Below are 15201 nucleotides of genomic sequence, written 5' to 3' on the forward strand. Positions count from 1 at the left end.
CGTTAAAACACTGTGATTCCTTTTTAGTCTAGACAGACTTTCTTATTTTTGCAATCGTTTGCATTTCAAATCACATCAATACAATTTAAGCTAATGATTGTTATCGCATATTGTGCTGCGTTAACTAGATTGTCTGATCACCAATGAGGACGGCACCTCTTGAGAAGCACATGTCTCACCACTTAGCTGAGAGAGCAGCTTTTCCACCAATAACTGTGCTGCCGCGTTGGTGTCTTGTTTAATCGTAGATAGCGCAGGGAAGCTGATCTGTGCCATGGCAATATCATCAAAGCCGACTATTCGTACGTCATTCGGCACGCTAACATAACGCTCTTTTAGGGCTTTTAGTGCTCCAAGCGCGACCATATCACTACATGCAAAGATCCCATCAAAGGTTAATCCTTGTGCTCGCAACGAAGCGTTTATACTCGCGTAGGCAGCCTCTGAGGTAATGTCGATTTTAATCATTTTCGCTTCTACCTTGGCTTTTTCCACCGCATGGCAAAATCCGCGATAGCGCTCACCAAGTTCGGCATGACCCGGATCGCCCAAAAATAGAAGTTTAGACGCTCCCCTGGCAATTAAGTGCTCCGTTGCGTTAAGGCCACCAATAAAATTGTCACTCCCAACGATAGGATAATTTGCAGAAGTTTTAGGGTCGCCCCATACCACGATCGGCGTGCCAGCTCTTGCAGCACGCTCAATTCGTGCTTGCTCCTTGCCTTGGCCGACGACAATAACTCCATCGGCTCGACGGCCAGAAATAAAATAACCATGCCAGTCTTCCCCCGCCATATAAGAATTGGAGAGCAATAACTCGTAGCCTTTTCGGTTCACTGCACGATTAATATCGCTCACTACTTTAAGTAAAAATGGGTCGTCGACGGATTGTTTGGTTTCGGCTTCGAGATTGATAATAACGGCAATGACTTTGGTTTTTTGCATCCGTAAGCGACTAGCCGCCGCGTTAACACTAAAGTGATGCTCTTTTGCAAGCGCCTGAATGCGCTCTCGAGTTTCCTTTTTTATCAGAGGGTTATCATTGAGTGCACGGGAAGCTGTGGAGGTAGAGACGCCAGCTAGCCTTGCTAGATCCGATAGCTTTAATTGTGTTGTTCCCATCGCAAACCCCTTCTTAGCACACGTTATTACATCGCTATTCTTACAATTTTTTGATACTTAAACCATAACTAATTGAATCTCCTACCCTAACCAAGCAGAAAAGATAAGCAATCACTGTAAATTTGTAACGCCTTACATCATTTTATGACAAATTTTTAAACAACATCATTGCAAACGTTTGCATTAAGATCTATTTTAAAAAATAGACAGTCGTTAAATACCAGTCTATGACAACAACAAGAGGGCTTTAGCCGTGATAAAAACTAACTCCTTAAGCTTGATCGCTGCTGCTATAACGCTTGCGTTAAGTGCGTCAGCTCAGGCTGAACAACAACCGAACAATAACAAAGAAAAAGTAGAAACCATCATTGTCTCAGGTACACCTGGTGGCGCAGGGATCAGAAAAATTGATGCAAGCTTTGCTGTGACTAACATCGATGCCGTGCAAATTGATAAGCTCGCCCCCAAAAGTACCGCTGACTTGCTTAAAGCGGTGCCTGGTATCTGGGTTGAAAGTTCAGGAGGTGAATCCGGTGCCAACGTTTTTGTTCGCGGCTTTCCAGGCGGTGGGGATGCACCATTCTTAACGGTTAGTTTGCAAGGCAGTCCTATATATCCCGCGCCAACGCTCTCATTTTTAGAAAACACCTCGATTTTCAGACTCGATGAAACCATCAGTATGATGGAAGGCCTGCGTGGTGGACCAAACCCCGTGGTGTCTAATGGTCAGCCGGGCTTAACAACTAACTTTCAACTTAAACGCGGCCAAGCCGACACCGAAGGGACGTTTAAATACACCACCACAGACTATGGTCTAAACCGCATTGACGGCGTGTTAAGTGGTGAGATCTCCAATGACCTTTACTACATGGTTGGCGGTTATATCAAACGCTCTTCTGGGGTCCGTGATGCGGGTTTTACCTCAGAAAAAGGTCATCAATTCACCATAAACCTAACCAAAGAGTTTGCTGACGGTGAGTTTAACCTTTATACCCGTCAAACTGATGACAGAGGCGCATGGTATCTGCCAACCCCACTTAATGTGGAGGGTGTGGATGCAGGCTTTACTCAGCTGGGAACGAATAATCGCAAGGCGATTATTTATGTCGGTGATGAAAATGCACCGATGAGCGTAGATATGGGTGATGGTCGTGGCTGGAAAGGCCATGTTTCTGGAGGTAGCTTAAAAGTAGAATTCAAAAACGGCTGGCAATTAAATGACCGCTTTAGCTTAACGCAAGGCGATGCAAATACACTAGGCCTTGTGCCTGCTGGCAGTGCGATGCTTTTAAGTGAAGTGGCGGACAATGGTGAAACCGCAACAGGTAGCGTCACGGGCGATGAATACGCGGGCGATACTATGGTACAACAATATGGTCGCTGGGTTGTATTAAAGGATATCGAAGCTTTCACCAATGACTTAGCCTTAAGCAAAACCTTTGGTGATTGGTCAAGTGCCTTTGGTATTTATACAGCAACTACCTCAGCAAAAGATTGGTGGAGCTTAGGTAATACCGCCTACCATGTGTTGGAGCAAGGTGGCGAAGCATTGAATGGTATCGCGTGTAATAGCGATGTTGCGGGTTGTGCCTTCAACTACGACATTAACAGTTCTGGTGATGCGACAACATGGGCCATCTACACCACCCAAAGTTACCAAGCAACGGAAGCCCTTAAGTTAGATTTAGGCTTACGTAGCGAGCAACACGAGGTTGAGTATTCGGTCGACGAAGGTTTAGATGGGGCTATCACCAAAGCGGTTGACTATGATGAGCGCAAAACTTCGTGGACCTTAGGTGCTGACTATAATTTGAACTTAGATTCAGGTGTTTTTGTGCGTATGAACAAAGGCTACAAAATGCCTTATTTCGACGACTTTAGAGATAACTATAGCACCTATGAATCGGGCGAGTCGCTGATTAAAGAAGTCACACAAGCAGAGCTTGGCTATAAATATATGGGTGAAACCGGCGACCTGTTTGTTACTTTATTTACCAACGAAGTAAAAGGCGACACGTTTGTAAGACGCCCAGGAGTACCTGCGGAAATTCTAACCAACGAAGCAACTGGTGTAGAACTTGATTACAGTTACAACCATGAGTCGGGCCTATCGGTAAACTTGAATGCCACATGGCAAGACACTGAAATTACTGAAAGCCCGACCAATGAAGGGAATAAAGCGCAGCGCCAACCTGACTGGATGCTACGTATTACACCAAGTTATGACTTTGAAATGTCGGGTATGTACGCCACCTTGTATGGCACACTCTCAGCTGTAGATGACCGTTTTGGCGATAATGAAAATACTGTCGTGTTAGAGGGCTATAAAAAGCTTGATGTTGGCCTTATTGTAGAACCTACAGAGGGCGTAAAATTACAACTGGCGGTAGATAACCTTACTGACAAACAAGGGATCACCGAGGGGGATCCACGTAACCCAGATTCACCTAACGGCCGCTATATCATGCCAAGAAGTGTGAAGTTTAGCGTTGCGTATACGTTCTAGTTGCTGTAACTAAGCGTTTAACATAGCGCTGCCTGCTTATATCAAATCTCTAAGGTTGGTAGCGCTAAAAAACCTAATACGTTTATTATATGCAAATGCACTTCAGAGTGCCCCCTGCTACCCTAAACCTTAGTTATTGTTCCAAGAGAAACCGCCACCAACTTTTCTTCATCACCGCTTTGCGCATATACCTTACATTCGCATGTCGCCTGACGTTTACCCGAATACAAAACAGTTGACTTCGCGATTAGCTTATCGCCAATAGCAGGTCTAACATAATTCACTTTATACTCTGAGGTAACACAGCTGCCCAGCACCGATGCACCAGCAAAAGTAATACAATTATCAGCTAGATAGCTAACCACGCCGCCATGTGCAAAACCATAGTTTTGTTTAAGGTCATCCCGAATAGCTAGGCTTAACTCAGCAACGCCAACCTCAAACACCTCCAACTCAGCGCCTAACAATAAACTAAAAGACTGCTGTGCTAGGATCTCCTTTCCTTCCTCTAACATAGTATTGCTCAACTTCTTCTCCTTCGTAATATTTACGCTCAAATAGACTCTAGGTCACGAATAGTCTTCACGTTTATAGGTAAACGAGTTACAGCGATATGATTAGCTCAACACGACTCAAAACTGGAATCGAGATATTGTCTATCACTAGACTCCCATAGGTTAACCACAATGTAAACAAGCAGTTATATCAATCGCTTTACGTTATGCTGAATGAGTTTCAATATAATTTAGGACGAGAGACTTAAAACAAAAAAGCCGCTTAGCTAGAAACTAAGCGGCTTTTTCTATCTTCAAATAAGGGTTGGATTAATCTAACCAGAACTCTTTTTTGAACTTAATACCAAACTCACTGCGGTCATTGCTGCGCATGACACCAACAAAGCCACTTTGCTGTAGACGACCTACATCGTACACTTCGTTTAGCACGTTTTCACCGTATAGCGTTACTTCCATATCGCCTTCAGCGTTGGTGTATGAGATGTTAAAGCCTAACAGTTCGCGAGAATCAATATGCTCGCTTGCACGTGTTACAGACTGACCTTGCATGTCTGAGCGGTACGAGTAGCTTGCGTTAACTGCAATCGTTGCACCATGCTCTAAGTCATGGAAGTAAGATGGTGCCACCATCACAGTCCATCGAGGTGTGAGTGCTGGCGCATCGCCTTTACCAATACCAATAACACCTTCATCAACATGGGTAATTTCTGAGTCTAGGTAACCGATTGAGCTGCGTACTGAGAAATCATCAGTAATTGCGATTGTCGTTTCAAGTTCAACACCTTGTGCTTTCGACTCACCTGCATTTTCCACGATAGTGACGAAACCACCGCCTGCTGTCGGGTCGTTGAAAGGTAACGCCAGATCGGTGTAATCCGTTACAAATGCAGCAACCATCATAGATACGTTTTCATGCACTTGGCCTTTGAAACCGATTTCGTAGTTAATCGCTTTAGTTTCATCAAACGCAGCGAATTGATCTGGGCCACCAAATGGACGTGGTGGGAAGCCGCCACTTTGGTATCCTTTTTGGACCTGCGCGTAAACATTAATGTCACGAGTTAACTGGTATGACGCATTCACGTCCCAAGTTACTTCGTCAAAATCTGCACTGACGTATTTACGAGTGCCAAAGCTTGGGAACAGCGCGTTTGCCTCTTTTTTATCTTCAGAGTAACGTAAACCACCACCAATGCTGAGCAGCTCTGTTACGTCAAAGCTTGCATTGATATATGCCGCATAGGCATCAGTTTCTTGGTTGATGTCAAAGTAACCGTAGCCACCAAAAGAAGCAGTCTGACCATCGTTTAATAAGCCATTCGGCGTGTTCCACGGGCTAAATACGAACGGACCAGAGCTGGTAAAACCGTCTTCGTTAAAGTAATAAAGACCCGATACAAAATCCCAAGAGTCATAAGTACCGTTTAGTTGTAGCTCAAATGAGTACTGATCTGCACCGCCCTCTTCTGGGAATTCAGATAGATTAAGTGCTACCGCATCGTCATCTAGGCCACCGGTATATTCAGAGCTACGCTTGCTTGCGATAAATTTAACCGAGTAAACATCACTTGCTTGCCAATCAGCAGTCACTGAGCCGCCCCAACCAGAGTAGTCGGTGCTTTCAATGCCAGCAACCGTTGTTGCCAAGTCATCAGGATTGTTTGGCAGCATAGATTCATCTAGCAATGGGAAGTCACCATTGAAAGGGTCATTTGAGTCAAGTGGATCTGTTAACTCGATAGTATACGGTGATTGACCAGACTCGTTCTCAACGCCGTCAAATGCAGCGGTGACAACTAAATCATTCGTTGCTTGCCATCTAATTGCTAAGCGACCACTAAACTCTTGCTCTTCGCCGATTTCTTTTTCGGGATTTGCTAAGTTGATTGCTCTACCTACACCATCGCGCTCTTTATAAGATGCACTTGCAGAAAAGCTTAGTGTGTCTGTTAACGTTTGGCTTGTATAAAGATCAGTCGCTAAACGACCGCGAGAACCTATTTTAGCTTCAACGCGTGCAACTTCTCCAGCGCCAGGTTGTTTAGTGATCACATTTACCGCACCGCCTAATGTGTTGCGGCCGTACAGTGTGCCTTGTGGACCACGTAGTACTTCTACGCGCTCAACATTAGGCAGTGAAAGGTTAGAACCCATCTGACGGCCAAGGTATACACCATCAACATAAACACCAACACCAGGGTCTGTTGTGATCACATGGTCTTGCAGGCCAATACCACGGATAAATACAGAAGCATGTGCAGCATTACCTACACCATAGCGAGTAATATTTAAGTTTGGAACGAACTTACCAATATCGTCTAGATTGCTGATATTGGCTTTATCAATATCACTAGCACCGATAGAAGTAATCGCAGTAGGCGTTTCGAACAAGCTTTCTGTACGTTTACGAGCAGTCACTTCTATTTTTTCAAAAACTTGTTTTTCTTGCTCCACATTAGCTTGTTCAGCCAATGCAGTACTAGGAAGGGCTACTGCTGCTAACACTGCAGCTGAAATCGCAGATAAACCAAGGCGAGGTAAAACTGTAATCATATAATCTCCAAAGGAATCACCGTGTGTGTACTAGTCGCGAGAGGTCGCAAACTAGAGAAGCAACAAGCTCAGTGTTATTACTTCTAGCCCTGTAATCCGTAAAATCTAAATAGATTTGGACACTACAAATTTTGGGCATAAAAAAAGATGCACTAGGGGCATCTCTTTCCTCTGGAGGGGCATTATAGTCACAATGGGGATAAATTGAAATAATTATTTAATAAAAATTACTTTTGGGGTTTTTGTAACCAAAACAAAACCAATATTAGGAAATTAATTTTTGTAAAAAAACGTTATAGAACAAATAATTATACTGAATAGCTGGATGATATGTTACTAAAGTGAAACTTCTGCCTAGGTTTTTGCCGTGGTGCTAGGTTCGTCTGAAATTTTGAGGCGAGAAAGTCTTGTCGATAACAGCGCTACCGCATCCTGCTATTGCCGAGGTACCAATATCCATTTAGCCAAGGCGAAAATTCTGCTATTTAGTTGTTCTACAGGCTTAGTGGCAAACGATAGACGAAAAAAAACCAGCATAAGCTGGTTTTTTTATTTGGTGCGAATGGGGGGACTTGAACCCCCACGGCCGAAGCCACCACCCCCTCAAGATGGCGTGTCTACCAATTCCACCACATTCGCAAATTCGGTGTATTTCCTAACGATTAGTTAGGTACGTCAGAAGCTGGATTTTCTTCTGTCGCTGGCACATCATTTGTTGCTGGAACTGTTGTTGCAGCAGCTGGTGCCTCTAGATTTTCCCACTCATTAGTCTTTTTAATCTGACCTGTAGTTAGGTTACCTAGAACAATACTTAGCACAAAGAAAATCGTTGCTAAGATTGTTGTTGTCTTGGTCATAAAGTTGCCTGCGCCTGATGAGCCGAAAACTGTCGCTGATGCACCTGCACCAAACGAAGAGCCCATATCTGCGCCTTTACCTTGCTGAATCAACACCATACCAATTAGTGCTAACGCCACAATTAAGTAAACAACCATTAGAATTTCGTACATTTACTTATCCTTTTGCACTTCTGCATATAGCTGCGAAACTCTCAGGTTTTAGGCTTGCGCCACCGATAAGTCCACCGTCTATATCGTCTTGTGCGAATAACAATTCACTGTTCTGTTCATTAACACTGCCACCGTAAAGAAGTCGCAGTGCTTGTGCGATTTGCTTGTCATTTTCTGAAAGCAAATCACGTATAAATTTGTGTACTGCCTGCGCTTGCTCAGGAGATGCTGTTTTACCAGTACCAATAGCCCAAACAGGTTCGTATGCTATCACAGAGTGAGTTAGCGCTGCTACACCTAATTTGGTAATAACCGCGTTTATTTGCCTAGCAACGACTTGCTCTGTTTGCCCATTTTCTCTTTCTTCTTCAGTTTCACCAACACATAAAATTGGTGTCAAACCTTGTTCTTGAGCATGTGCAAATTTATTAGCAACATCTTCATCGCTTTCGCCATAAATAGCTCGACGCTCTGAGTGACCAACTAAGGTATATGTTGCACCTAGCGATTTTGCTAGGGACGCCTGAATTTCTCCAGTGTATGCGCCTTCTTTATATTCCGAAACAGTTTGTGTTCCGACAGTAAGCCCTTTACTTGCTGCTTGCTCAATGAGCATGGCAGGAGGAAAAACAATTACATCTGCTTGAAATGCTTGATTGCTTACTGCTTCTGATATTTGGTCAACAAGGGCTTTTGAGCCATTCATTTTCCAGTTACCAGCAACAATTTGCTTTCTAGTTGTCATACGATACTCCGCAGTAGAAAGCGGGTGAGATACTAACTCTACTCACCCGAAGTTACAAGAAATAAATTTAACTTTTGGTTTAATTGCTCACAGATTCAACAACTTCAGCGATTTTTTGGGCAAAATCGATAACTTGCTTCTGTTGCTGAGCTTCAACCATGACGCGAACCACTGGCTCTGTACCAGATTTACGCAATAGCACTCTGCCCTTTCCGGCAAGCTGAGTTTCGACTTCAGCGACGACTGCTTTAACAGCGTCTTGCTCGGTTGGATCATCTTTAGTGCTATAGCGCACGTTAATCATCTTCATTGGGTATTTGCTAAAACCTTCACCCAAATCTTTTAATGTTTTATTCTGCGCAACCATGGCTGCAAGCACTTGTAAGCTAGAGACAATGCCATCACCGGTGCTGATCAGATCCAGATTTAAAACGTGACCTGAACTTTCGCCGCCAATTTTCCAGCCTTTCTCACCAAGAAGCTCCATTACATAGCGGTCACCGACCTTACTACGCTCAAAAGCAATTCCGCGTGATTTAAGGGCGTTTTCGAGCCCCATGTTAGACATTACCGTACCTACAACACCGCCACCTAATGTGCCATCGGCATGAGCTTGGCAAGCGATAATATAGACGATGTCATCACCATCAAATACATGACCGTCGTGATCGACCATCATGACTCGGTCACCATCACCATCATAAGCAATACCAACATCCGCTTGATGTTCAAGTACGGCTTTTTTCAATGCTTCGACATGCGTTGCACCGCATTTTTCGTTGATGTTGACACCATTAGGTTCACACGCGGTTGTGATCACGTCTGCACCAAGTTCACGCATGACACTTGGCGCAATATGATAAGTCGCGCCATTTGCGCAGTCCAGCACCACTTTCAATCCTTCAAGCGATAGCTCTTTAGGAAACTGGCCTTTACAAAATTCGATATAGCGACCATCCGCACTCTCTAGACGCTTAGCTTTACCGAGTTTTTCAGACGCGACACACGTCATCGGTTCATCCAGCTTTGCTTCTATTGCAAGTTCCACCTCGTCAGGGAGCTTTTTACCATCGCCACCAAAAAACTTGATGCCATTGTCATGGTATGGATTATGAGATGCACTGATCACAATACCAGCCTCAGCTCTGAACGTTTGCGTCAAGTAAGCAACAGCAGGTGTCGGCATAGGCCCCAATAAAATCACATTGATCCCAGCGGCAATTAACCCAGCCTCTAACGCGGTTTCAAGAAGGTAGCCAGAAATGCGGGTATCTTTGCCAATAATTACCTTTTTGGTACCACGCTCAGACAGCACTTTTCCAGCCGCCCAGCCTAGTTTCATTGCAAATTCAGGCGTAATTGGGAACTCGCCCACCATGCCCCTTACACCATCCGTACCGAAGTACTTTCTTGTTGTCATTGAGTAACTCCATTGACCGACGCTAGCCATACATTAAGCGCGTCGCTTGTTTCTTTTACGTCATGAACACGAATTATGTGCGCGCCTTTCTGCGCACATATCAATGCACCAGCTAGACTCGCAGCTACGCGCTCATGCGTTTCCCGAGTGAGTAGTTGTCCAAACATGGACTTTCTAGAGAGGCCTGTCAGAATAGGTAAATCGAAAGCATGAAACTTGTCCAATCCACCTAATATCTGAAAGTTATGCTCTAGAGATTTACCGAAGCCAAAACCTGGATCTAAAATCAGCCGGTTGGTATCAATCCCAGCTTGCTTGCACGCACTGATCCTAGCTTCGAAAAACTGACTGATGTCTGAAAATAAGTCATCATAGTGAGGGTTATTTTGCATTGAGCGAGGTTGACCTTGCATATGCATTAAACAAATTGGTACATCACTGTATTGAGCTGCGACTTCAAGCGCACCTGGCTCTTGCAACGCTCGAACATCATTAATGATATCAGCACCAGCCTCTATTGCTTGTTTCATTACCTCGGCTTTACTAGTATCTACCGAAATCACACAGTTAGAGTGTGTGCGAATTGCTTTAATAATCGGTATTACGCGCTGTAATTCTTCTTCTAATTCTACGTCTGGCGCGCCGGGACGAGTGGACTCTCCACCTATGTCTAAGATGGTAGCGCCTTGTGAAAGCATTAAATTTGCTTGCTCGATTGCGCTATCAAGGTGAGTAAAATGTCCACCATCAGAAAATGAGTCGGGAGTAACATTTAAAATCCCCATTACCTGAGGCTTATCTAAACTAAGGGTGCGCCCTTTGGGTAAACGTAACTCGTACATTCTATACCTATTTTCTGTAGTCTAAGTTTGGTGATAACGAAAGGCTTATAGCAGTTGATTTAAGTTCTCGCATCGAATGTCATAAAACTTATATCAACTGATACAAAAAAGCCCCGATTGCTCGGGGCTGTCGTATTCTACCTAATCTTATGATTTGTCATCAAGCTCTGAGTTTGATGATGTGTCGTTTGACTGCTCTTCTGCTGGCTTTTCAGCTTTAGGCTCAGGTTTTATTTCTGTTACTTTCGCAGATTCTGCTTTTTTCTCTGGCTTAATGTCATGCGCATCCCTTGGTGGACGAACATCACGACGCTCCATTAGATCATCAATCTGCAATGCATCAATCGTTTCGTATTTCATCAACGCATCTTTCATCGTGTGAAGAATATCCATATTATCTTTTAGGATTTGCTCCGCCCGTTTGTAGTTGCGATCGATGAAATCTTTAATTTCAGCATCAATAAGCTTAGCGGTTTCATCTGACATACCTGACATGCGGTGAGAACCACCACCCATGTACATCTCGCCTTGCTCTTCTAAGTACATCTGTGGACCAAGTTTCGGACTTAAGCCCCACTGAGTAACCATTTTCTTAGCAATATCGGTTGCGCGCTCAATATCGTTGCTCGCGCCTGTCGTTACTTTGTCATCGCCGTAAATCAGCGCTTCAGCGATACGACCACCGTATAAACTCGAAAGCATAGATTCTAGGTGTTGCTTAGAGTGACTTACACGGTCTTGCTCCGGTAAGTACATTGTTACACCTAATGCGCGACCACGTGGAATAATCGACACTTTATATACTGGATCATGCTCAGGCACTAAACGACCAACAATCGCGTGACCGGCTTCGTGATAAGCCGTCATTTCCTTCTCTTGCTCGCTCATCACCATGGACTTACGCTCAGCACCCATCATGATTTTATCTTTTGCGGCGTCAAATTCCGCCATACTTACCTTACGCTTGTTGCCACGAGCAGCAAACAGTGCAGCTTCATTCACAAGGTTAGCTAAGTCAGCACCAGAAAAGCCCGGCGTACCACGTGCAATCACTGACGCTTCAACATTATCGTCTAAAGGCACTTTACGCATGTGAACGTTTAAGATTTGTTCACGACCACGAATATCCGGAAGACCAACCACGACTTGGCGATCGAAACGACCAGGACGTAATAATGCAGGATCTAGTACATCAGGACGGTTAGTAGCAGCAATAACAATAATACCTTCGTTACCCTCAAAGCCATCCATTTCTACAAGCATTTGGTTAAGTGTTTGCTCACGCTCGTCGTGACCACCGCCCATACCAGCGCCACGTTTACGGCCTACCGCATCGATTTCATCGATAAAGATGATACAAGGCGCAGCTTTCTTTGCCTGTTCAAACATGTCACGAACACGAGATGCACCAACACCGACAAACATTTCTACGAAGTCAGAACCGGAAATGGTAAAGAATGGTACTTTTGCTTCGCCAGCAACGGCTTTAGCAAGTAGGGTTTTACCCGTACCTGGAGGACCAACCATTAACACGCCTTTCGGAATGCTACCGCCCAATTTTTGGAACTTTGACGGGTCACGCAAGAAATCTACTAGCTCAGTAACATCTTCTTTCGCTTCGTCACAACCAGCAACGTCCGCAAATGTTGTCTTAACTTGGTCTTCGCTCATTAGTCGAGCTTTACTTTTACCAAACGACATTGCGCCTTTGCCGCCACCGCCTTGCATTTGGCGCATGAAGAAAATCCATACCCCAATAAGCAAAAGCATTGGAAACCAAGAAATAAAGATGTTTGCAAGGAAAGATTGCTCTTCTGGGGCAACGCCTTTGATGTTTACATCGTTCTTAAGTAAGTCATTAACCAAATCCAAATCAGTTAATGGAATTACTGTTTGAAAACGATCTCCACTTGAACGAACGCCACTAATCACGCCGGTTTGACGATCAATACTGACTTCTCTTACAGAGCCATTGCGCACATCCTTTACAAATTGTGTGTAACTCGTTTGGCGATCATATTGTTCGCCACCGTTAAAGCTCTGGAACACAGTCATTAGCACTACTGCAATCACTAACCAGAGTATTAGATTTTTAGCCATATCGCTCAAGGAGTTAACCTCTTGTATCCAAAAAAATTCAAATTCAACTTGATGCTTTCCAACTGTACTACAGTTTGTAGCCCGTCGCCACTACATATACTTCGCGTGAACGAGGACGAGACGCTTTTGGTTTACGGATCTTTACGACCTTAAAACAATTACGTACCTCTTGTACAAATTGATCAAAGCCTTCTCCTTGGAAAACTTTAACCGCAAATGCACCGTTTGGTTTTAGCACTTGATGGCACATATCTAATGCTAGCTCGACCAGATACATACTGCCAGATTGATCGGTTGACATATTTCCGCTCATATTTGGTGCCATATCAGAAAAAACCACATCAACATTCTTACCGTTTATTCTATCCAGTAACGCATTTAATACCGCTTCTTCTCTGAAGTCCCCCTGAAGGAAATCAACCCCCGCTAATGAGTCCATCGGTAAGATATCACAAGCAATAACTTGTCCGTCAATATCTACCTGCTCTGCGAGATACTGCGACCAGCTCCCTGGAGTCGCCCCTAAATCAACTACCGTCATTCCTTTACGGATCAATTTATCCTTTTGCTGGACTTCTTCCAGCTTAAAAACCGCTCGTGAACGATAGCCACGTTTTTGGGCTTCATGCACATACGGGTCTTCTACGTGTTCTTTTAACCAACGTTTCGAACTGGCGGAATGTTTTTTATTTGCCATATTAACTACAACTCATTAGTAATATTGTCTAGATGGCGTTAGAATATCGATAATTCAAGCCTTTTAATAAATAAGATTGTATCAATATGACCTTATCAAATAAACAAAAGCAGTTCCTAAAAGGGCTAGCTCATTCTTTAAACCCAGTTGTTCTTCTAGGCGCAAACGGCCTAACCGAAGGCGTCATGGCTGAAATTGAGCAAAACCTGAACATTCACGAACTTATCAAGGTAAAAGTACCAACCAATGATCGTGAAACTAAGAAACTGATTTTTGAAGCAATTGTTCGTGAAACAAATGCACATAAAGTACAAACCATTGGCCATATCATTGTGTTGTACCGCCAAAGCGAAGACAAAAAGATCCAGTTACCTCGTAACTAATCTTTGTTGTCTGCGACGTTTTCACCTGAAGACGTCGCAATCTCTTGTAATAAACTCGCTTCTTCTGCTTTTACTTTCTTAATTTCCTGCTCACTCACCTGAGGCAGTAATTTCTTCTCAAGCGCCAATGCGTCAACAATAAAGTCGTTCGTAAGCTGATTAATAATGCCACTCTCTGCATTTAACAGTAGACTAAACCCAATTCCAAGCTCTGGAATAATCACCACATCGGTACGATAACCTTGCATCCAGCCGCTATGGTAATAGAGCAGTTTGCCATCATAACGATAAATTCGCCATCCAAGTCCATAGTAAGCTTCTTCTACGTGGCCACACCAAACGCGCCTGCGCAGCTCACGTTTCGTCAACGTATACGGCACTGATTGCTTACTCAGAGCATCTGGTGATAAAACACTTGGATACATACCTAATTGTGCTTTTAACCACTGCGCCATATCAGCAGCACTGGCGTTTACACCAGCTGCGGGGAGTACTTTATAATAATGCGGCTTTAATTTAGCGGTATGCCAACGCTTTCGCCCTCTGACATGCGGCCACGCAAAATTATCATTTTTTGTCATTTGTTCGTAGCCAAGACCGGCGTCATGCATATTAAGTGGCGCGAAAACAAACTCTTCCATCCAAGTTTTGTAACTAATGTTCGTCGCCTGCTCGATAACATCTCCAATTAAGCTAAACATGACATTTTGATAACCATAACACTCCCCGGGCTTACATAACGCTTTGACTTGCAGTAAGCGCTCAACAATTTGTGGGTAGTCCATGCGAGACTCGATTAAATTATCGTAGGCATTAGGTACTAAGCCACTCGAGTGACTTAACAAATGATAGAGCTTAAGTTGGCTATAATCACCTTTGGCGACTTGCGGCAAATAGCTACCCACTCTATCGTCAATATTAAAATACCCTTCGCTCGCCAATTTAGCCGTTAGACTTCCTGCAAACGTTTTTGAAACCGATGCCAAGCGAAAGCGAGTTTGTTCGTTGACCACACTTCCTTGACGACTTTTTGTCTTGCCAAAACCTTCTGCGTAGCTGCCGTGCTCGACATGCACGACGGATAAAGCAGCACCGGGCACCGATTTTTCTTTTAGTTTGCGCTCGACTTGCTTAGAATAGCTCTTTAAAAATTGTGACCATTGCTGGTTTGGGGTTTTTGCAATCGTTATTTTTGGATAACTAATGCAAAAAAAACAAACTAATGTGAGAATTAGCGACTTCATAATGACTCATTTCATTAACACTCGCCCGCCATACTAACATGATGAATTGGCGGAACTCACTAAA

General features: G+C 43.9%; 12 protein-coding genes and 1 tRNA gene. 2 read left to right on the forward strand and 11 right to left on the reverse strand.

All coding sequences use genetic code 11. The features are described 5' to 3' along the window. Positions 1 to 120: 120 nt before the first annotated feature. The gene (locus PPIS_RS07110) at positions 121 to 1122 is read right to left on the reverse strand and encodes a LacI family DNA-binding transcriptional regulator (protein WP_010373864.1); all 1002 of its coding nucleotides are present in this window, start codon (positions 1120 to 1122) and stop codon (positions 121 to 123) included. 253 nt (positions 1123 to 1375) lie between these two features. Here PPIS_RS07110 and PPIS_RS07115 point away from each other — a divergent pair, with 253 nt between their 5' ends. After that, complete coding sequence (locus tag PPIS_RS07115; RefSeq protein WP_010373863.1) at positions 1376 to 3628, forward strand: TonB-dependent receptor; 2253 nt, start codon at positions 1376 to 1378, stop codon at positions 3626 to 3628. Between the two features lie 122 nt (positions 3629 to 3750). Here PPIS_RS07115 and PPIS_RS07120 read toward each other — a convergent pair whose 3' ends face one another. The 9 genes from PPIS_RS07120 to rlmE all read right to left on the reverse strand — a co-directional run bounded on the left by PPIS_RS07120 (position 3751) and on the right by rlmE (position 13510). Next, positions 3751 to 4155, reverse strand: a complete 405-nt coding sequence (locus PPIS_RS07120; protein WP_010373862.1) for a PaaI family thioesterase — start codon at positions 4153 to 4155, stop codon at positions 3751 to 3753. Positions 4156 to 4452: 297 nt separating this feature from the next. Further along, a complete protein-coding gene (locus tag PPIS_RS07125) occupies positions 4453 to 6696 on the reverse strand; it encodes a TonB-dependent receptor (RefSeq protein WP_010373861.1) in 2244 nt (747 codons plus the stop codon). A gap of 554 nt (positions 6697 to 7250) precedes the next feature. Continuing rightward, positions 7251 to 7335, reverse strand: a tRNA-Leu gene (locus tag PPIS_RS07130). Between the two features lie 23 nt (positions 7336 to 7358). Next, on the reverse strand, positions 7359 to 7706 hold the full coding sequence (gene secG, locus PPIS_RS07135; RefSeq protein ID WP_010373860.1) for a preprotein translocase subunit SecG: 348 nt from the start codon (positions 7704 to 7706) through the stop codon (positions 7359 to 7361). 4 nt (positions 7707 to 7710) lie between these two features. Then, positions 7711 to 8451, reverse strand: a complete 741-nt coding sequence (gene tpiA, locus PPIS_RS07140; protein ID WP_010373859.1) for a triose-phosphate isomerase — start codon at positions 8449 to 8451, stop codon at positions 7711 to 7713. 79 nt (positions 8452 to 8530) lie between these two features. After that, complete coding sequence (gene glmM / locus PPIS_RS07145; RefSeq protein WP_010373858.1) at positions 8531 to 9871, reverse strand: phosphoglucosamine mutase; 1341 nt, start codon at positions 9869 to 9871, stop codon at positions 8531 to 8533. Further along, entirely contained in the window at positions 9868 to 10713 is an 846-nt protein-coding gene (gene folP, locus PPIS_RS07150) for a dihydropteroate synthase (RefSeq protein ID WP_010373857.1), read from the reverse strand. The genes glmM and folP overlap by 4 nt, the downstream gene beginning before the upstream one ends. 147 nt (positions 10714 to 10860) lie before the next feature. Next, positions 10861 to 12813 carry an ATP-dependent zinc metalloprotease FtsH gene (gene ftsH / locus PPIS_RS07155; RefSeq protein ID WP_010373856.1) on the reverse strand — a complete coding sequence of 651 codons (1953 nt, stop codon included), beginning with the start codon at positions 12811 to 12813 and terminating at the stop codon, positions 10861 to 10863. Between the two features lie 67 nt (positions 12814 to 12880). Continuing rightward, complete coding sequence (gene rlmE, locus PPIS_RS07160) at positions 12881 to 13510, reverse strand: 23S rRNA (uridine(2552)-2'-O)-methyltransferase RlmE (RefSeq protein ID WP_010373855.1); 630 nt, start codon at positions 13508 to 13510, stop codon at positions 12881 to 12883. Between the two features lie 86 nt (positions 13511 to 13596). On the opposite strand from rlmE, the gene yhbY reads away from it, so the two are divergent. Further along, on the forward strand, positions 13597 to 13893 hold the full coding sequence (gene yhbY / locus PPIS_RS07165) for a ribosome assembly RNA-binding protein YhbY (protein ID WP_010373854.1): 297 nt from the start codon (positions 13597 to 13599) through the stop codon (positions 13891 to 13893). Here the strand turns inward: yhbY and PPIS_RS07170 are convergent. Further along, entirely contained in the window at positions 13890 to 15137 is a 1248-nt protein-coding gene (locus PPIS_RS07170) for a serine hydrolase domain-containing protein (protein ID WP_010373853.1), read from the reverse strand. The two genes, yhbY and PPIS_RS07170, sit on opposite strands and share 4 nt — an antisense overlap. Between the last annotated feature and the right edge of the window lie 64 nt (positions 15138 to 15201).

This window comes from Pseudoalteromonas piscicida (assembly GCF_000238315.3).
GTDB lineage: Bacteria > Pseudomonadota > Gammaproteobacteria > Enterobacterales > Alteromonadaceae > Pseudoalteromonas > Pseudoalteromonas piscicida.